Origin of the sequence: Paenibacillus hunanensis, from assembly GCF_014645615.1 — a bacterium.
Classification (GTDB): domain Bacteria; phylum Bacillota; class Bacilli; order Paenibacillales; family Paenibacillaceae; genus Saccharibacillus; species Saccharibacillus hunanensis.
Genome location: NZ_BMMB01000005.1, coordinates 444,028 through 464,161 on the forward strand (window position 1 = coordinate 444,028; position 20,134 = coordinate 464,161).

At 47.1% G+C, this 20,134-nt stretch carries 16 protein-coding genes and 1 pseudogene; 9 read left to right on the forward strand and 8 right to left on the reverse strand.

The window, feature by feature from the left end; all coding sequences use genetic code 11:
• Positions 1 to 135: 135 nt before the first annotated feature.
• Complete coding sequence (locus IEX62_RS13050; RefSeq protein ID WP_188775951.1) at positions 136 to 2,874, forward strand: DUF4084 domain-containing protein; 2,739 nt, start codon at positions 136 to 138, stop codon at positions 2,872 to 2,874.
• Positions 2,875 to 3,210: 336 nt separating this feature from the next.
• Here the strand turns inward: IEX62_RS13050 and IEX62_RS13055 are convergent, their stop codons facing one another.
• The 4 genes from IEX62_RS13055 to IEX62_RS13070 form a co-directional block, all read right to left on the reverse strand.
• The gene (locus IEX62_RS13055) at positions 3,211 to 4,197 is read right to left on the reverse strand and encodes a hypothetical protein (RefSeq protein WP_188775952.1); all 987 of its coding nucleotides are present in this window, start codon (positions 4,195 to 4,197) and stop codon (positions 3,211 to 3,213) included.
• A 65-nt stretch (positions 4,198 to 4,262) separates the two neighbouring features.
• Positions 4,263 to 4,787 (reverse strand): hypothetical protein, encoded by a 525-nt coding sequence (locus IEX62_RS13060; RefSeq protein ID WP_188775953.1) that lies wholly within the window; start codon positions 4,785 to 4,787, stop codon positions 4,263 to 4,265.
• A gap of 12 nt (positions 4,788 to 4,799) precedes the next feature.
• On the reverse strand, positions 4,800 to 5,297 hold the full coding sequence (locus tag IEX62_RS13065; RefSeq protein ID WP_188775954.1) for a hypothetical protein: 498 nt from the start codon (positions 5,295 to 5,297) through the stop codon (positions 4,800 to 4,802).
• 668 nt (positions 5,298 to 5,965) lie between these two features.
• On the reverse strand, positions 5,966 to 6,757 hold the full coding sequence (locus tag IEX62_RS13070; protein WP_188775955.1) for a class I SAM-dependent methyltransferase: 792 nt from the start codon (positions 6,755 to 6,757) through the stop codon (positions 5,966 to 5,968).
• 375 nt (positions 6,758 to 7,132) lie between these two features.
• On the opposite strand from IEX62_RS13070, the gene IEX62_RS13075 reads away from it, so the two are divergent.
• Positions 7,133 to 8,746, forward strand: coding sequence for a glycoside hydrolase family 43 protein (locus tag IEX62_RS13075; RefSeq protein WP_188775956.1), 1,614 nt, complete (start codon positions 7,133 to 7,135; stop codon positions 8,744 to 8,746).
• 201 nt (positions 8,747 to 8,947) lie between these two features.
• Entirely contained in the window at positions 8,948 to 9,994 is a 1,047-nt protein-coding gene (locus IEX62_RS13080; RefSeq protein WP_229685758.1) for a YkgJ family cysteine cluster protein, read from the forward strand.
• 35 nt (positions 9,995 to 10,029) lie between these two features.
• Here IEX62_RS13080 and IEX62_RS13085 read toward each other — a convergent pair.
• A pseudogene (locus tag IEX62_RS13085) lies at positions 10,030 to 10,475 on the reverse strand (Lrp/AsnC family transcriptional regulator).
• Between the two features lie 231 nt (positions 10,476 to 10,706).
• Between IEX62_RS13085 and IEX62_RS13090 the strand changes: the two are divergent.
• Together IEX62_RS13090 and IEX62_RS13095 are read left to right on the forward strand one after the other, a co-directional pair.
• Entirely contained in the window at positions 10,707 to 11,360 is a 654-nt protein-coding gene (locus IEX62_RS13090; RefSeq protein WP_188775957.1) for a YitT family protein, read from the forward strand.
• 108 nt (positions 11,361 to 11,468) lie between these two features.
• Positions 11,469 to 12,263 (forward strand): sulfite exporter TauE/SafE family protein, encoded by a 795-nt coding sequence (locus IEX62_RS13095; protein WP_188775958.1) that lies wholly within the window; start codon positions 11,469 to 11,471, stop codon positions 12,261 to 12,263.
• 261 nt (positions 12,264 to 12,524) lie between these two features.
• On the opposite strand, the gene IEX62_RS13100 is transcribed toward IEX62_RS13095, so the two are convergent.
• Positions 12,525 to 14,111, reverse strand: a complete 1,587-nt coding sequence (locus tag IEX62_RS13100; protein WP_188775959.1) for a histidine kinase N-terminal 7TM domain-containing diguanylate cyclase — start codon at positions 14,109 to 14,111, stop codon at positions 12,525 to 12,527.
• Positions 14,112 to 14,313: 202 nt separating this feature from the next.
• On the opposite strand from IEX62_RS13100, the gene IEX62_RS13105 reads away from it, so the two are divergent.
• Entirely contained in the window at positions 14,314 to 14,721 is a 408-nt protein-coding gene (locus tag IEX62_RS13105) for an Lrp/AsnC family transcriptional regulator (protein WP_188775960.1), read from the forward strand.
• Between the two features lie 423 nt (positions 14,722 to 15,144).
• Positions 15,145 to 15,903 (forward strand): MBL fold metallo-hydrolase, encoded by a 759-nt coding sequence (locus IEX62_RS13110; RefSeq protein ID WP_188775961.1) that lies wholly within the window; start codon positions 15,145 to 15,147, stop codon positions 15,901 to 15,903.
• Between the two features lie 335 nt (positions 15,904 to 16,238).
• Here IEX62_RS13110 and IEX62_RS13115 read toward each other — a convergent pair whose 3' ends face one another.
• Positions 16,239 to 16,880, reverse strand: a complete 642-nt coding sequence (locus IEX62_RS13115; RefSeq protein WP_188775962.1) for an NAD(P)H-dependent oxidoreductase — start codon at positions 16,878 to 16,880, stop codon at positions 16,239 to 16,241.
• 119 nt (positions 16,881 to 16,999) lie between these two features.
• Between IEX62_RS13115 and IEX62_RS13120 the strand changes: the two genes are divergently transcribed.
• Entirely contained in the window at positions 17,000 to 17,428 is a 429-nt protein-coding gene (locus IEX62_RS13120) for a MarR family winged helix-turn-helix transcriptional regulator (RefSeq protein WP_188775963.1), read from the forward strand.
• A gap of 107 nt (positions 17,429 to 17,535) precedes the next feature.
• Here IEX62_RS13120 and IEX62_RS13125 read toward each other — a convergent pair whose 3' ends face one another.
• The gene (locus tag IEX62_RS13125; protein WP_188775964.1) at positions 17,536 to 18,552 is read right to left on the reverse strand and encodes an SDR family oxidoreductase; all 1,017 of its coding nucleotides are present in this window, start codon (positions 18,550 to 18,552) and stop codon (positions 17,536 to 17,538) included.
• A gap of 342 nt (positions 18,553 to 18,894) precedes the next feature.
• Between IEX62_RS13125 and IEX62_RS13130 the strand changes: the two genes are divergently transcribed.
• Entirely contained in the window at positions 18,895 to 20,085 is a 1,191-nt protein-coding gene (locus IEX62_RS13130; RefSeq protein ID WP_188775965.1) for a hypothetical protein, read from the forward strand.
• Positions 20,086 to 20,134: the final 49 nt, after the last annotated feature.

The window sequence follows — 20,134 nt, forward strand, 5'->3', positions numbered from 1 at the left end:
TGCTTGTGAAATGACGTACTATTAAGTGATTAAGCTATACGATCTTTAGACCTATAAATTTCATCAAAAATTTAGGTATATAAGTTCCGATATTGGGTATTATTAACTAAATAAATTGAATTAGAGGGAATGGATATGCCTAAAAAGGCTCAATTCGTAAAACCGTTGTCGTTTGTTTTCATTGTTGTGTTCACAGTTGTGTATTATACATGGATTTGGATATGGAAAGATAATGATATCGTGCGTACAACAGGTGGTAATACACTGTCTGTGATCGGGACGATGGTGGCCTGTACCTGGCTATATATAGCGTGGAGAACGAGTGAGCGTCGGCACCGTCCATTTTGGATTTTGTTATGGCTGGGCTGTATTAGCTATTCGATTGCGGAGCTGATCTGGCTGTGCTATGAGACGGTACTCGATATCGAGCTGCCTTTCCCCGGCTACCCTGATCTTTTCTATGTTCTACAGGTTCTGTTTTATATGCTGGCGTTCTTTTATAAGCTGAAAAGAGATAAGGGCGGTCTGCCGATGATTCGGCTGGTGCTCGATATTGCGATTGTGATGACCGTGCTGTTCACATTAAGCTGGCATTTTCTCATGCGTTCCATGCTTGCATTAACAGGCATCACCCATATTGCGCCGGATACGATGCTTTCGACTGGCTATGCACTGGGCGACCTCGTACTGCTAGGTGGTGCAGCAAGCTTATATTTGAGCAATGTGCGTACCCTGTCTAATCGGGTTGTATTGTACCTGTGTCTGGGTCTGCTCGTTCAGGTCATTGGCGATACGATGTTCCTATATATGGTCACGCTTCATAATTACAGCTCAGGCAGTCTGGCTGATCCGCTATTTATTACGGGTTTATTATTCGTAGGCTTTGCTGGTATCGCGCATGCCGCAGAGATCGAGAATCCGTTTGCGAGGAAAAATAATCACTCGTCCAAATCGGATATTCCTAAGCTGAATATTCCACAGCTGATCCTGCCGTATATCGGGATCGCTGCACTGTTTGTATTTATGATTATCAATGCCGAAGGTCGATATATGCTGGTGGTCGGTACAGGGTTAGCCATTGTACTCGTTATGATTCGTCAGGTGATGATCATTCTGGAAAATCATCGGCTAGCTCGTAATCTGTATGATAAGAAAATCGAGCTGGAAAGCAGCGAAAATCGGTACCGCTCCATTGTGGACTTCCACCCGGATGCGATCGTATCGATCGGTTTGGATGGACGGATTGAAAGTGCCAATCCACAAGCATTACGGATGCATGGGGTGACGGAGGAGAAGCTCATCGGCAAGCATACGATGAATTATTTTCATGATGCGCATATGGATTCGATTATGGAGCGAATCGAGCTGGTGCTTCAAGGCGAGCCGCAGATCTATGAAACGGCGCTACGGAGTTGTCAGGGAGAGATCTTCCAGGTACGCATGACTAACGTGCCGATTATTCTACAGGGTAAAGTGGTCGGTATGTACGGCATTGCCAAGGATATTACAGATAACAAGCGTCACGAGGAGCAGATTCACTATCTTGCCTATCATGATGCACTCACCGGGCTAATGAACCGTGCTGCTTTTGAGCATGCGCTCAGCGATACGGTACAGATCGCTCATTCCAATCAGGAGCTATTTTCCATCCTGTTCATCGATCTGGATCGGTTCAAAAATATTAATGATACACTCGGTCATGATGTGGGCGATCATCTGCTACGCTCTGTCGCCCAGCGCTTGCAGCGCTGCGTTCGTGATAACGATATGGTCGCACGATTGGGCGGTGACGAGTTCACCCTGCTCATTCGTCATATGAAGGATACACGCGAGGCATCCGTTGTCGCTCAGCGTATTCTGGACGCGATGCATCAGCCCCACTATATTCAGGGCTATGAGATTATCGCTACTCCGAGTATTGGCATCGCCCTTTATGTAGGCGAAGACGAATCCCCGATAAGCTTGATGAAAAAAGCCGATATCGCGATGTATCAGGTCAAGAAAAATGGCAAAGGACATTATCGCTTCTACAATGATAAAGACCAGCTCTATTCCAAAAAGCTAATGCTGGAAAAGGAACTGAGTCAGGCACTCTATCGCAATGAGCTCATGCTTCATTACCAGCCACAGATCGATGCACTGCACGGTCGGGTGATCGGTGTCGAGGCGCTGATCCGCTGGGAGCACGCTACGCTTGGCATGATTATGCCGGGAGAATTCATTCCAATCGCCGAGGAAACTGGGCTGATGCTGTCGATTGGTGAATGGGTGCTGCGTGAGGCGTGTCAGCAGGCGAAGCAATGGCAGGATGAAGGTCATATGATCAAGATCGGTATCAATCTGTCCGCACAGCAATTTGAGCAGGAGAGCTTTGTCGGTACGGTCGCTCGTATTCTGAAGCAGACGGGCGTAGATCCAGTGTATATCGATCTGGAAATTACCGAATCGATTGCTATGACCCATATCAGCAATGTAATCGACAAGCTCAAAGCATTGAAGGAGCTAGGTGTATCGATCTCGATTGACGACTTCGGAACCGGCTATTCCTCGCTCGCTTATCTGGAAAACTTCCCGGTCGACAAGCTCAAAATCGCCCGTGAATTCACCAGCCGCATCGGCAGCAGTCAGGCTAATCATATGATTATTAGCTCCATTATTAACCTCGCGCGCAGTCTGAATATGAATGTGATCGCCGAAGGTGTAGAGAATCATGAGCAGGCTTCGATGCTCCAGCAGATTCGTTGTCATGAGATGCAGGGCTATCTGTTTAGCAAACCAATATCCGCAGAGGATCTGGGTAAATTACTCATTAAGCCGTCATTTGCTGTTGATTTTAAAGGGGCAGCGGTGGTGGAGGATAGCGATAGTGCTTGAGGTAGAGAGATAGGTATATGTTGGGTTTTTGCTTCTACAGGGACGGCGCGGATATGTAACTGACTGATGTAGGTATGGGTAATAATACTCCACCTACCCGATAAATGATTGATAGTGAACGTATATTCATTCCTATTAGTATCTGAGGATAATAAAAACACCCTTTCTCAGCAACCAAGAGAGGATTGGTTACTCAGAAAAGAGCGTAATAAAATAATCGTAATCTGTTCTTGATACGCATGTGCCAAGCAAACAGGTTAACTGTAGATTTATATTATCAAAAAAGAGTAGCAAGCATAATCACAATGAATATCGACTATGCTTGCTACTTTTCTATCATTCTCCATTTATGCCGACACGAATGGAAAACTCGGTATCTCTATTATACATGTCAAGTTTCTGATTAGGACTTTGAATGAGTAATGCTGTAAGATCTTTGATGCCTGCTTGAGCCGGTACTTGATATTTAACTGGCAAGACGTAAGAATCATTTTTCCCTAACTTGTAATATAAAACATCTTTATTATCCAGTATATCGATCTGTTTCCAATCCGAAAGTAAAACCAAAGCATACGTTTGATTATCCTTTTCGTTGCTGTTCCCTACGTGCACAAAAAAGTCCATGAGTTCACCCGATTTCACATCTTCCGATAACCAACGCTTAAAGTCATTTTCTTTTGATAAAAATACTCCTCCAAGATTTTGTTCTTCTTTCATACCGGTATTCGTATAATTTACATCTGCTGAAGGCTTGGTAGAATCTCCAACAATAACGTTAAATCTTTCAGTAATCAAATGGTTGAGATCAGTCTTTTTACGATAATCTTCATCCAAAGATTTATTATCTGGATTTTTTACCATGACCACTAGCACATCATGCATGCCGGGTTTAAGACCTTTTAATTCAATAGGTATTTCAAGTGTTTGGCCAGCTTTCATCTGAAATGTATAATCAATCGACGCATGATTACCATCAACGCCGAATTTTGTTTGTTTGTAATCAACTAAAACAATCATTTTGTAAATGCGATCTGCTGAAATGAGATTACCCAAGCTAATAAATTTTTTGAAAGCCGCGCCATTTTTAATATGATATTGTCTTGTTTCTTCAATTTTGCCGTTCACATTGTAAATACCTACGGTTGTACCGCTCCCTTGTGTTGCCATCGGAAGATTGTCCCGATCAGCGGTACTAGCGATTGTATGCTTGAAATCGGTTGTCTGAAGCTTAATTGGTTCAGCTTGATAATTTTCTTTTTGAGAGCACGAAGTTAGAAATAAGATCGATAACAGAACAACTAATAACCAGCTAGTTTTTATCATACTATCTCCTTTTATGAAATAAGAGTAAGCCTAAAAGAAGGGCTTACTCTTATACATTGAATTAATTAATCACCGTAACTTTCAGGATACCATGTTGTATAACCAGCATGTTCAAACACATGATGCCCATAAGTCTCTCCATCTCCAAAAATAGTATTTGGAATATTGGATACTATAGCCGCTGCCTGATTTTCATTATACTGGTGGCTACTTCTCTCACCTACAAATCCTTTATTGAGATACGCAACCGTTCTAGCTCCAATATGATCGATATTTTTTCGTTTTGATTTTGTTGAATCTGTGAAGGACTCGGATATACTTTCCGCTGTAGATCCACTAAAGTCAGACCGCGCTACATAATACGGAGCTGCTGCAGCTGAAGCAATACCTTGACCCTGTGAATTGATAGGGCTGGGACTAAACTCTTTTTCTGCTGCTTTGGACGTATCAACAATATCCGTCGCTGATAACTGATCCGGGGCAAAACTATAAGGATCTTTACTTTCCTCCCCATTTGCATTAATGGCGAACGATAAACCCAATACAGCACTCATAGCTAACGTAGCGAATGTATATTTCTTATTCATCATTAATCCTCTCCCTTATGTATCCGTTGTTTCAAGAATTGTAACCTTGTAACCAGTTTGTTCGAACTTGTGTTCTCCAAGTACTTCTTGATCACCTATTGTTCTTGCACCATAGGCAACATAGATCCCAGCATGGCTTGCTTTCTTCTGGTCGTCTACAGCACTTTGGGTATATATTCCATTAATATATTGTTTGGACTTTACATACACACGATCGATGCTCAGCGTCTGAGCTTGTGTATAGTCTGTGAAAACATCAGAAAAGGATGATACCCCTCCGATTGCATATACTTTAGACTGTCCCCGATAGTAAGGTGCAGCCGTAGCAGCAGCGATACCATTTTGTGGCTGCTCCAACTCTGGAGTTGTTACTACAACACTTACGCCATTGGCAGGCTCTTTTAAAAGCTCTTTTTCTATTTCTGGATCACCCGCAGCGAAAGAAATAGAAGGCAAAGCTAAAATTGAAACGGCTAATACACTGGATACAACTGATTTTCCGAATCTTTTCAAGATCATCTCTCCTTCGTTCGTAATATGTAGGAGCATATTTCTGAATAGCTTAGAATTAGGATTCTTCTTTTGGTTTTAGTACAATGTTATTCGAATGTTATAGATAGTTTCTAAGATAGCTAAAAATTTTTTCATTGAATTTTGAGTATAATTTAAACTACGATCCTTAAAAAAGTTTTATAACAACGAACAAAACACCTATGATTATACCAATCAACAAATAATTTGGCTTTTTATCTTTCATTAATCACCACCTCACTTTTTAGCTATCCTAGCATATTTCCATTTTGTGTATATCTACTTTTAGCAAATTGAGTCCTTATCACCAAGCCGTTTTTACTATGTACTGGTTAAAATGATACGATTTGAATTTGAAAATATTGTCGAAAAAGTAAATTACTCATAGGTCAATATCCTTTATCGATTTAAACTATATGCAATATTGAAGAAGTATAAAAAGCACGAGCACGCTAAACCTTCTGTTTGCAGAAAAGACCCTGCAAGCGAAAGGTGAGCGATGCTCGTGCTTTTTGAGTTTTCGTTCAGGCTGTAGCTGATACGCTTTGGTTGATTGAGGAGCTAATGTAAAAGCTCATTTTACGTGCGTTCTTTCAGTAATTTAGGCTATTTTAAGCCTCTATATCCTGTATGACCGAGAATCAAGAAGGTTAGCGCGCCTTTTCCGCGACGATTGTGAACGTCTTCGGAATGCCTTTATCGAACACCTCGGATGACTGGTTCGGCAGCTCCTCCAGTGTTTTGATGATCAAGCCGGTATCGGCGATCGAGGTGACGATCTCGCCAAGTGTCCAGTTGCGCAGGTACACCTTTTGCTTTTCTTCCTGTACCTGTCCGGATTCTGCGTATTTGGAATAGGACACTTCCTTTTCGACCAGTGCGATATCGAAATAATCACCGTCCACCTTATGCTTACGAATCTTCGCAGTCGTGCCGCGCGAGGAGATGAGCTTGGTGGAGATGGGATGGAAATCCTGTAGCACCAGTCTGCCACCCGGCTTCAGCAGTCTGGCTACCACCTCCAGCAATGGATGCAGATCGGTAAAATAATGCAGGATGCCAAACTCCATAAAGGCGATATCATAGCTACCATTCAGCGTCTGCGGTAGCTCCAGCACATCGGAAACGATGTATTGCAACGATACGCCTGCCGCGGCCGCCAGCTCCAGTGCATATTGTTCATTTTCCGGTGAGAAATCAGCTACGGTCAGCTCGGCACCGAGTAGAGCAAGGGCAACGGCTTTATTGCCGTTCGAGCCCATTAGATTGATGATCTGTTGTCCTTTGATATCGTCGCCCATATGGCGTAGCGCACCGCTCACACGCTTGAGTGGATCGGCTGTGATTTTGGCGGCCGCTTCCTGTGGTGTGCCAAAGCGATTGAGCCACGATTGATAGGTGCTGCCGTTCCAGGCAGATTTATTTTGATCAGATGATTGCATAGTGAATGAGCCTCCATTGTGCTTGTCAAATCAGATAGGGTGCTAAGTAGATCATACGACGATAAGCCGTGCAGCATAAGTTAGTCTTCATATGGCTATCGATCGTCTACTCGTTTTGCCCATTCATTGTACCATAATCCGGTTTGTGCATTGCGCTCTATCCCAAATTGTGTTACCTTCAAGAAAAGTTAGTTTAACCATTATACAAAGTCCTGTGCAGGGTATAGAAGTGGCAGACCAACCAGCTTCATGATGGTTAAAGCTAGTCTGTATGAATGACTTGTAAGCGCTTCACGAAAAATCCTGCTCTGCTGTATGTCGTCATGTATTCTGTCTTAGCTATCGTATTCGAATTGAACCCCACTGGAGGTAAAGATGATGGCAATCCAAAATCCTGTATTACGCGGCTTTAACCCCGATCCGAGTATTTGTCGTGCTGGGGAGGACTATTATATCGCAACATCCACATTTGAATGGTTCCCCGGTGTACAGCTTCATCATTCCCGTGATCTCGTAAACTGGCATCTGGTGCATCGTCCGCTTAATCGACTGTCCCAGCTCGATATGAAGGGCAATCCAAACTCTGGCGGCATTTGGGCGCCAGACTTGAGCTACCATGACGGCAAGTTCTGGCTGGTGTATACCGATGTGAAGGTGGTTAATGGCATCTGGAAAGACTGTCTTAACTATCTGGTCACCTGCGATACGATTGATGGTGAATGGTCAGAGCCGATTTTGCTAAATGGTGTAGGCTTTGATGCTTCGTTATTCCATGATGAGGATGGACGTAAATATTTGCTTAATATGTACTGGGATCATCGTATGTATCATCATCCGTTTTATGGCATTTCGCTACAGGAATACGATCATGAAAAACAGCAGTTGATCGGTGAGCCGCAGATCATTTACAAAGGCACCGATCTACGTTATACCGAAGGCCCACATCTGTATCGTGTGAATGACTACTACTATCTGTTCGTGGCAGAGGGCGGTACAACGTATCAGCACGCCGAGACCGTAGCACGCTCTCGTGAGCTATTCGGGCCCTATGAGACACAGCCGGATTATCCGATGCTCAGCGCATGGCAAGACCCACGACATCCATTGCAAAAATGTGGTCATGCATCCCTGCTACATACCCATACCGATGAATGGTATCTGGCGCATCTGACCGGACGACCACTACCTAATGACACCTTGCCGATTCTGGACAATCGTGGCTATTGCCCACTCGGACGCGAAACGGCGCTACAGCAGATTGAATGGGTTGACGGCTGGCCGATGGTCGTTGGTGGCAAGCAGGGTAAAGTCGAAGTCCCTGCCCCACAAATGGAGCCTGTTGTCTGGGAACAGGACTACCCGGAGCATGACGACTTTGACAGCACTGAGCTGAATGTTCATTTCCAAACGCTACGCATTCCGCTTACTAAGGACATCGCCTGTCTGGAAAGTCGTCCGGGCTATCTGCGACTGTATGGACGCGAATCGCTCAGCTCCCTGTTCACGCAGGCGTATGTGGCGCGTCGCTGGCAGGCATTTTCATTCGATGCGGCCACGGCAATTGATTTCCGTCCGACTACCTTCCAGCAAGGCGCTGGACTAACCTGCTACTACAATACAGAGAACTGGTCGACCTTACAGATCACCTGGCATGAGAAGTATGGACGTGTGCTTGATCTGCTGATCTGCGATAATGGGCAATTCAGCCAGCCATTCGGACGTAAGCCGATCCCTGTTCCAGAGGAAACTGAGCTGGTGCATATCAAGGTCGAGGTGCGTGTACAGCAGTATCATTACAGCTACTCCTTTGACGGGCAGCACTGGCATACGGTTCCGGTGGAGCTGGAATGCTATAAGCTGTCGGATGACTATGTACAGGGCGGTGGCTTCTTCACTGGAGCCTTTGTCGGTATGAACTGCATCGATATGGGCGGCAGACGTCGTCATGCAGACTTTGATTATTTTATGTATAAAGAGCTGGAAGGTTAAGTGTAATGAGCGATTGCGGTATAATGGGAGAACAAGCTTCGTTCTAGCTCTGCCGTGCCTGGTGCTTGAGATGATTCCACACGGGCAGAGCATCCGAATCGGCTGTTATGAGGAGAGACTGTATGTTCCTTTCCTTCGTATCTACAGATGCCCTTGTATCTATAGATGCAGCAGCGACGAAGCGGAAAGGGAAGAATTCCTATGCCACATCGCGATCAGCCAAAACCAACCCGACATGATCAGCCTAACGAAGCAGATCAGTCGCAGCAACGCAATCGTGTAGCCAATCACCAGCAGTTACCGGAGCAGCATCTATCACAAGATCAACATTCGTTACAGAACGATAATAAACGACCCGATCAGCGTCACCAGCAGCAGACTGTACAATCTCATAGCTCTCTATCTGTTGATGCCGATCATTCCCATACAGTGGCGTCCTCTCTATCACCGGACAGTCCTTGCTTTTGCGGCAGCGGACGCCCTTTAAAAAATTGCCACCCTCGTTCCGCGGCAGATAGCCGTGCCATGCATATGACTGCTCTGTATGAGCAGGTCGATGCGGTAATTGAGGACTACCACCAGCATAGTAGCAAGCATCCTCCGTGTGCCGCAGGCTGTAGTAGCTGTTGCTCGGACTATTTTCCGGTATCGCAGGTGGAATTCGAGCTATTGCTGACCTATATGGAGCATAGCTGGAGTCAGGCAGATATCGATGCTGCCTTTCAGCAAGCGGAGCGTAATCTGGAGCGATTCCAGCAGGACAATGAGCCGATGTATGACGCACTGGTGAACCGAACGAGCCGCAAGCAGGAGCTGGATTCGATTCGCCATCATGCGGGGCGTAACAGCTTTGCCTGCCCATTGCTTGATCCAGAAAAGGGCATCTGCCGCGTGTATCCGGTGCGCCCGTTTATCTGTCGCACACATGGTAGCTCGCATACCTTTTATGGGACATGGCGTGAACGATTCAGCTCCGAACGTGTATGCGAGCATATCCCTAGCAGCCGCGCCCATCGCCGGATTACGCCGAATATCGCCGACTACTGGCCACCATATGAGCAGCTTGCCGATGTGTATATCGGCCCTCAGCGTCAACCGCTGCGTCAGTACCCGATCTTTTACTGGCTGGTGCTGTATAAACGCCATGGTGGTGGCGCGAGCACGCAGATTGGGAATCGGGATAACTTCGATCTATCGCTGGAACAGCATAATGCCAATATGGCTGCATATGGAACAGACCGTGCCTGAGATCAGGACGGTCTGTTTTTTTGTGCTTTTGGTTATCAATCCTGTATATGAACAGGCTGCACATGTCGACGCTCGACTGGCGAAGTCAGCACAATCGACGTATTCACATAGCTATACACCATCAGTCGATCCACAAGCTGGCGCAGACCCTCCATGCCTTCTACGGCTGCTTTGATAATATAACCAATCTCTCCTGTCACCCGATGGCATTCGATCACATCCTGCTCGGATGCGATCATCTTCTCCCATTCACCTGCTGATGATTCAGATCACTAATCTGAATCATCAGCAGCATACTGCGCCCAACCGCCGCAGGTGATACGATCGCTGTAAAGCCCTCGATGATCCCCTTTTCCTGTAAACGATGAAGCCGCTCTGTGACACTCGGACGACTGAGCGCCAGCTGCTTGGACAGCTCGCTAATCGTCATTCGCGCATCGTGCTGGAGCAGGTTTAATAGCTTCGCATCAATCGTATCCATCTCGGTTCCTCCTTATTACTACAATCCAGCCATATGTTCACATGTATTGTTCTATATTTCTATTTTGCATACGGATAGGACGATTATTATTCAATTTGCATACAAATAGACGGGATAAGCTCTGTTTTTACATAGGATTGTCGTTTGGGGCATTATATCATGTTAATAAGCCAAATTCATACGCGAACATGTATAAACATTCATGGAATGATAGAAAGGAATTGTGTACATATGAATTCATTTGCTCCTAAACGGCTGGGCATGATCGTGCTAGGCTGTGTGCTGGTTAGTCTGGGTCTGCTGTTATTGCGTCATGCTCAGGTCGTCACGGGTGGCACGGCAGGGCTAGCGCTCAGCCTGAGCTACCTGCTACAGCTTCCATTTGCCGGCTTATTTTTCGTGATTAATATTCCGTTTTATATCTTTTCGTTCATGCGGATGGGCTGGAGCTTTACGCTATCGACGATCGTGTCAGTATGCCTCGTATCGCTCGTTAGCTCGCTGGGCGCGTTCCTTCCGTTACCGACGATGCCTGCTCTTGTCGGGACGATCATCGGCAGTGTGCTATGTGGTCTGGGGCTGTCGACATTGTTCATGAATCGTGCTTCACTGGGCGGTGTGAATATTGTAGCGCTCTTTCTCCAGCAACGACTGGGCTGGAATCCGGGGATGGTGAATTTCATTTTTGACTCGGTGGTAGTATGTATTGGCTTCTATTCGGTCGGCTGGTATGAAGCGATTCTGTCGATGCTATCCGTGGTGATCGTATCGAGTATAATTAGCTATTTTAAACAGCGGATTGCCAATGGTAACGGGCGTGTAGCTGCTCCACGTCAGGAGCGTTCCAAGGCTGCTACGCAGACGAACGAAGCGGTATCGAGCTAGACCTGCGCTATGCAGTACCCGGTATACGTGAGATGAGGAGCCGCCTTCCGTGCTATACTGCTTAGATAAGATATTCCATCTGAATCAGTAGGAAAGGACTCTGATCGTATGCTTGAAGCGTTGCTTCTTCTCGCCGTCGGTATGCTCGCCTCCATTTGTGGTGCGGTTGCTGGACTTGGCGGCGGATTCATTATTGTGCCTGTACTCGCATTTCTGTACACGATTCCAGTAGCAAGCATCTCCGGTACATCGATGGCTGTACTATTCGTGAGTGCAATCTCCAGTACAATTGCGTATGCACGTCAACGCCGAATCGATTACCGGAGTGGTCTTGCCTTCTCGGTTGCGATGATCCCCGGCTCGGTGCTTGGAGCGTTAACGACAACGGTTGTGGGAAGTCGGACATTTTTTGTGGCACTCGGTATTTTCCTGATGATCATGGCGGTCATGATTAATTTCAAACCGACCTCCAGTCGCGGTGGCTGGCTACGTCCGAATACCCATCATCGCCTGATCGATCAGAGCGGACAGGTGCATGAGTATTCATTTAATATGTGGTTTGGCTGTGTGGTCGCATTGTTCGTCGGCTTCCTGTCGAGTCTGTTCGGTATCGGTGGCGGCTCCGTGATGGTGCCCACGATGATTCTATTCCTCGCCTTCCCGCCACATATTGCTACGGCGACATCGATGTTCTCGATTCTGCTGTCGTCGTTCGTTGGAACGATCTCGCATGTGAGTCTGGGACATGTGATGTGGGATAAGTTTATCTGGCTCGCAATTGGCGCACTGGTCGGCGGACAGATCGGCGCTCGCATCGCATCGAAGATTCCAGCGAAGGCAGTTGTGCGCGTGCTGGCGGTGTGTTTGTTTGTGGTGGCGGTGAGGATGTTGTTTAAGGGGTAAGAATGGCTGAGAATGGTTCTAATAGGGGATACCATGATGTGAAAAAGAAGACACTACAGGCGAGAAGATGCTCGGTGTAGTGTCTTTTTTGATGGCAAAGCGAGGTATAGTCTATGATTACGTATTTGACTTAAATTGCATTTGAATTTGTACGATTCATTCGATTTGTAAAAGAACAGGATGCCACAATTTCTCCAAACTTTATTAAGCATTTTAAAAAGCCAACTTGAGCAGTCGCCTCTATCACTAGCCCCAACTGCTTTAACCTGCTCCGCCCACCTCGGAAGATATCCCAATCTCCTCATACACCTGCACCCGATTACGCCCTGAGCGTTTGGAAGCATACAGCGCCTGATCCGCCTGACGAATCAGCAGCGGAATCGATATCTCCTGCTCACCGGGCGCGATATAGACGGAGGTAACGCCGAAGCTGGACGTGATGCACAGTCGCTCATGATCAACAGCAATCTCGCCGTCTGTAATATGCCGACGCAGCTTCTCCGCCAGCTCACAGGCAGCATCAAGGTCACTTCCTGGCATACACAGCACGAATTCATCGCCGCCATAGCGCCCTGCTAGCATATAATCATCCGCATATTCACGCACCGCTTCCGCTAAATACAGCAGCGCCACATCGCCTGCCTCATGCCCGAATGTATCGTTCACCTGCTTGAACTCATCGATATCAAACATGATCATGGACAGGTGCCCACCTCTACGCGCGATCCGATCCAGCTCCTGCTGCGCACGATACATGAACGCGGTTTTATTAAATAGTCGGGTATGACCATCCGTATCGGCTAGATATTGTAGCTGGTCCTGCAAATTCGCCTGCTCGGTCATGTCCGAGACGTGAATAATACGTCCGACCTGTGCGCTATTTTTACCGAATACCGGAGAAAATCGTATCCGATAGCAGTAGCGTACATTTTCATACCAGCCGATATATTCGCAATCCTGTCCAGCATCGACCAGCTCTTTTAGCTCCGGTCGATCCTGTAAAACATCTGCCATCGAGCGACCGATCAGATTGCTTGTCACACCAAGCATAAGCTCCTTCATCGCATGATTATAGTCGACGACCACATCATTTTCATTAATAACAAGTACACCGTCTGCCATACTCTCGAAGACGATATCCCGTGCAATCGGCGCCACATTAAACATGCGATAACGAAACAGTGCAATGCTGTGGAAAATAAACGATACGCTAATAAATACTGGGCCCAGATCGATTCCATACATACTCTGCCCACTTACATAAAAGAGGCTGGCAATAACGGGAGTGAGCAGACCGGCTACCATCGCAAAAATTTGCAAGCGAAAACGAAGTCGAACCTGACGCGCCTGATTGATTAGCAACAATACACCAATCGCCAGACAGACGTATAAATAAATCGAATGCACATAAAAATAAGGCCCATGCTCGATCCGCGACACCGGAAATGGCGTATCCGTGCTAAGGTGGAGCGAGGTATAATACAGATGATGCAGCTCATTCGTATGCTGCATGATCACTGTCGATAACGGAATAGCGAATAAAATCCCATACATCCAGCGCTTCGGCCGATAGCCCACATAGGCACAGCACATGAGCAACGTGAATGCAGGAATAAACGGTAGAAATACATATTCTGCACGCAGCCAGAACCAGGTCGATTTGAGCGTTGTGCTTAATAGTTCAAACAAATACGAAAAGCCAAACATCGATGCCAGAAATGTAGCCACGCAATAATAGACTCCACCAGGCGTGTTATATAACCGAAATAACGCATAGAACGACAACCCTAAGCTCAGCAGACCGCCCAGCATAATGATCAGGGCGTAGTTTAATAGCTCTTGTTCCATTCCTCACCTGCTCCATCTATTGTAAATCGGTATCTTATTTTAAAAGTGGACTCGTCCGTATGACGGGCTCTATACATTATATCGGAGTGCAGAGTAAGCAAGTACAGCGCTTTTTGTCGAATATGAAAGATATTTTCTGCTATGATGCGTTTAGGTACATCTGCTACTCTATCCAGACCCGACCGAAAGGAAAACATCTACCATGGATCATATCGATCACCAAATTATAGAGCATCTCAAGCAAAACGGCCGCATGACGATGAAGGAGCTCGGCGAAAATGTACATCTAACCGGACAAGCCGCCGCTACCCGTGTCGCCCGCCTGGAAGAACAGGGCATCATTCAAGGCTACACCATCCACACCGATCCCGCACGCCTCGGCTCTCCCGTACACGTCTTCCTAACCATCATCACCCAGAGCCTGCACCACCAGCCCTACCTGTCCTTTATCGAAACCGAGCCACAATACGTCGTCGCCAATTACAAAATCAGCGGCAAAGGCTGCTACCTGCTAGAATGCCGCTTTCCATCCAATACAGAGCTAGACGATTTCTTAGTCAAACTAAATCAATATGTAAACTACCAACTCTCCATAGTTGTAAGCAAATAAAGTTGAAGCGGAGATGCATAAACTCCGCTCCACCCCCATCATTCCCGAGTCGCCCCCCATTAACGAGCCTCTCCCGCAAGCACCACATACCTACATCCAGCACGGAACGCAAGACCGGGAGCGATGCCAAAAGACCGACCTTTAAGCCGGAATACGCCCACTTTTCCCCCATTCCAAGTATTCCGGCTTAACCGGAGGTCGCTGGCATGCTCCCGGTCTGGAGTGAATGCCGCAAGCAAGCCTTAATCAAGCATGCAGCCACCAGCCGCGAAAATACCCTTTAGAGTTTATCCCTTCGCCCCAACTTCTTTCACTTTTCAAGTCAAACCCCCAAAACACTTGATCCATCCCATTCCCTTCCCCCCGCCATCTCCGATACAATACATTCATAAACAACTTACGAATCGTAAAGGAGTCACTCAAATGAATATACAATTGATTCGCAACGCTACATTAATCGTCAACTACGCGGGTGTCCGCTTTCTAATCGACCCTTTTCTCGCTGAAAAGGGCAGCTATCCCCCATTTGCCAATTCACTCCGTCAGGATCAGAATAATCCGCTCGTCGACCTGCCTGTCGCTGTAGAGCAGCTCGCACAGGTGGATGCAGTAATCGTCACTCATTTGCATCTCGACCATTATGATGCACGCGCAGCCGAAGTGCTACCGCTGGATATCCCGATGTTTGTGCAAAATGAAGCAGATGCCGACAAGGTACGTCAGGACGGCTTCCGTCAGGTCACTGTGCTAGAAGAGGATTCAAGTTTTCAAGGCATCTCCCTGAGCAAAACAGCAGGCGAGCATGGTCGAGGTGAAGTGTTACAACGACTGGGGCATGTATGTGGCGTTGTCTTTCGCCATGCGGATGAACAGACATTGTATGTAGCTGGCGATACGGTATGGTATGAAGGCGTACAGCAGGCGCTGGATACGTACCAGCCGCAGGTTATTGTAGTCAACGGGGGAGACAATCAGTTTCTACAGGGCGGCTCGCTGGTGATGGGCAAAGAGGACATTTACGAGGTGTTTCAAGCTGCTCCAGAGGCGACTATTATTTGCGTGCATATGGAAGCGGTCAATCACTGGACATTATCGCGCGATGAGCTGCGGTCTTATGTTGAGGAAAAAGGAATGCAAGGGCATGTGCTCGTGCCAGAGGATGGCGAGAGCTACGCGCTGTAAGTCGGTAACAAGTTGAGTGAACTCGCGAAAAGACGGAGAAGTTAGAGGACAATAGTAGGAGCTATCCTACGGTTGATATTGTGAATTTGTATGTGTCTAATACAGACTGACGTTCTAGCTGGGCCTTTCATAACATTACAGCACACAGCAGGATAAATATCATTTTTTCTACAGTGTAAATAATGGCTATACCCCATCACAGTCAAGGTATAGCCGTTTTATATTGATCTAGTATTACCTTTGTACGTACTACTCTGGTATCACGAAGCTATTAGGCTGAATCTAGGAATAACATCCATCATACTATCCATTTATTTCGTCCATCCCTATTCGATCTAACCCTCCACACGTCCTGCCATACTCGCACCCTGTTGCGTCCCATATCCCACCTTCATATCGCGAAAATAACGATAAATCCGTTCCAGCTTCTGCTGCTGTCTTCCGTTCGTCTTCTCCATACCGCCAAACTCCCAGAACTTCACCTTTCGAATGCCAATATAGTTAAACAGCGCACGCCGCATCAGCAGACGATGAGCATTGCCGAGCCAGTATTGCAGATAACCTGTCGGCCCCAACATCGTCGAAATACACACCACCGATTTCCCTTTGAGCAGTCCTTCTGGCATCAAATCTCCTGCCTTCCGATGCTTGTACGCAAAGCCCGATGCCATCATCCGATCGAAAAAGCCAAGTAGCATCGCTGGCGGTCTGCCCCACCAGATCGGATAAATGAACACCAGCTGATCCGCCCAGCGCACCAGCTCCCGATAATGCTCCAGCTCCGGGTCAAGATGCATATCTCGTCTGCGTTTCTGCTCGTTAAAGACGAGCGCTGGATTAAATTCATCTGCGTACAGATCAATGATCCGAGTTTCTACGGTATGTCCATTCGCCGCGATCCCACGCTGTACCTGCTCCAGCATCGCATGACATAGACTATTGTGATTCGGGTGCGTATACACGATCAATAGGTTCATTTTCATCCACCTTTAATTATCATTTGATAACTAAAATATAACTCTATTTTAATTTAGTTGTCAAATGATAATTGTTTTGCGATAACTACTTTGTTATTTTAAGAGAAAGAGGTGAGTGTATGCAGGATTCTTCCCTGTTTCAGCAATTGATTCAATTCGTCACATCCGTGCATCAGGCAACAGCCGATATGACCAGCGATATTCAACACGATGCGATTACGCCGGTTCAATATAAAATTCTGGAATATCTCGCCGTTAGTCCGCCCCAAACGCCAAGCTCGATCAGCGTCTGTATGCATATGTCGCTGCCAAATACGAGCCGTGAGCTACGCAAGCTGAGTGAAAAGGGGCTTTGTGAGAAAACAGCTGATCCAGCCGATGGCAGAAAGCAAGTCATTCATCTGACCGCAGAGGGCAAGCAGCTGATGGAGCAGATATTTAGCCAGATTGAGGTTCGTTTCCGCGAACGCACCCAGCATCTTAATCCCACAGAGCTAGAGCAGGTGGAGCAGGCGTTACAGGTTTTGCAGAAGCATGTGTTTTTTTGAAAATAAAAAGCCGCTTTCCTCTTAGGGAAATGCGGCTTTCTAAATGTAGTATTCAATGTATAGCTGTATCTAATCTATACAGATTCAATTTTCCAATCATTTCGTCGTCATTTCCGCAGCGACGCCTTCGCCTGCTCCAGCGCCTCAATCACACGGTCGCACCATGCATCGAACTCCGCATCCTTCTGCTGTAGCTCGGGATGAGCGAGAACATGCTCCACGACACGCTTAATTCCCTGATCGACTCGGATCGTAGCGGTGAAGCCGGGTACGAGACGCTTGAGCTTACTATTATCAAACACAACCGTATTCGCCTTATCGCCTAGCAGACTACCGCGATAATCCTCACTGCTGCAAGCATCCAGAAACGAGGATGCTACATGCACCGCATTCAGCTTCACGCCAAGCGCATCGGCGATGACCTCATGAATCTGGTTCCACGTCACCGACTCGTCGGATGTGATATGTACCGATTCACCAATCGCATGTATATTGCCCATCAGTCCAATAAACCCGCGTGCAAAGTCCTCACTATGTGTCAGCGTCCACAGCGATGTTCCATCTCCATGAATGATGATCGGCTTATTCTGCTGCATTCGGCGTGCGACCTGCCAGCTTCCTTTGGCACCATGCACACCAAGCGGTAACGAGCGATCGCTATACGTGTGGCTAGGGCGTACAATCGTAATCGGGAAGCCCTGCTCCCGATATTGCTTCATCAGATAGTCCTCGCAGGCAATTTTGTTGCGTGAATATTCCCAGTACGGATTCGCCAGCGGTGTGCCCTCGGTAATTCGGTAATCCGATAGCGGTGTCTGATACGCCGAAGCCGAGCTAATAAAGATGAACTGCTTGGTTCGCCCAGCAAACAACCGATAATCCCGCTCCAGCTGCTCCGGCACGAAGGCGATAAAGTCTGCCACCACATCGAATTCCAGCTCTTCGATTAAGCTCGCGACCTTCTGCTCGTCTGCAATATCTGCCTGTAATATATGCGCTCCCTCTGGCAAGCCATCGTTACGGTTGCCTCGGTTGAGCAAATATAATTCATGTCCCTGCTCCAGCAATTGCCGTGAGATCGCTTCACTAATCGTTCCCGTTCCTCCGATAAACAATGCTTTCATCCTCGCACCTCCATGAAATGAACTACGCTATACGCCATGCCAATCGTAGATGCCCAAGCTCATGTAACGATACACTCTAGCTCAGCTCGTATACATCTACCCGCTCTTTTACCATACCATGCTAGAGCAAACGGTTACAAACGATTACAAGGTGCTCCAACCACTTCGCAGCGCTCAGGTAGAGCCCGTTGTACAATGATGTATGATGTGCACACGCGCTGAACGCGGCTTATCCGTAGAGTCCATAAAATAATTCTTCAACTGGTAATATTTGTGGTTCAAATACTTATTTATTCTTTATTAATCCTGTATAAACTTATCCCCCAATAAGGAGCGACATGAATGAAACGTACATTCCGCACCCCTGCTCTTCTGCTTGTTTGCCTGTCTCTGATTTTCAGCTTTGGTATCGCTTCCAATGCTTCCGCAGCGACATCCAAAACGACCAAAACACTCGCTGCCGATCTGCGAGCTACCTCTGCCAAGGTTTTCGGTGAGCACAGCTACATGATTATGCTGGCCATGCAAAAGCAGCTCAAGCAAGCACCGGATACCCAGCAAGCGATGGCTGCACTGAATGCGAACACCAACAGCATCGCCTCCCTGCTCACGGGCACGTATGCTGATGCCGCTGCTGCACAGTTCAAGGCACAGTGGAACACACATAACCAGCGCTTTATCGAATACGCGGTGGCGATTCGAGACAAGGACACGAATAACCAGAAGGGCGCACTTGCTGGTATCAAATCTACCACTAACATGATGGTCACCATCCTCAAACAGCAAAACCCATACATCAACGAGCAGAAGCTGCTCAACGACTTCAACGCACATAACAATAGTCTTGTTCGCTCCTTTGACGCATATGCTAAGGGACAATATGCCACAACGTATTCGGAAGTGCATTCCGCTTATGTACGTGCAGGCACAGTAGGCGCATCCATCGCTACAGCTACAGCGGAGCGCTACCCAACTCGTTTCAAACGCTCGACCACACAAACGGATGCTGCCTATTTCCGTCAAAAAACAGGTGAGGCACTCGGTGAGCATGCTATCCTCTCGATCCTTGTCATGCAAAAGGGCAATGACAACGCACCCGATCTAGCGGCTGTCAAATCCGCACTGAATCGCAATACCGACACATTGACCGCGACGCACAAGATGATTTTCGGCAACGCCGCAGGTGGCACCTTCAATACGCTGTGGAACCGCCACATTATGGACTACCAGATGTATCTGGAAGGCACAATGACAGGCGATATCGCTAAGCGTCAGGCAGCGAAGGACGATCTGGGCAAATTCGTCGCTGATCTGACCGCATTCCAGACGAGCCGTCTGCCATCCTTGAACAAAACAGCAACATATCAGGCGAATGCGATGCACGGCGCACACGTGATTACTGCACTGGATGCTTATCGTGCAGGCGATTATGCCAAATCGTACGAAGCATTACGCACCGGATATAATCATATGTGGAAAACAGGCAACACACTGTCTGAAGCGATCGTGAAGCGCTATCCGTCCAAGTTCTAAACGAACAATTCTAGCAACATACCCATTCTATTTGAATACAATGCAGATC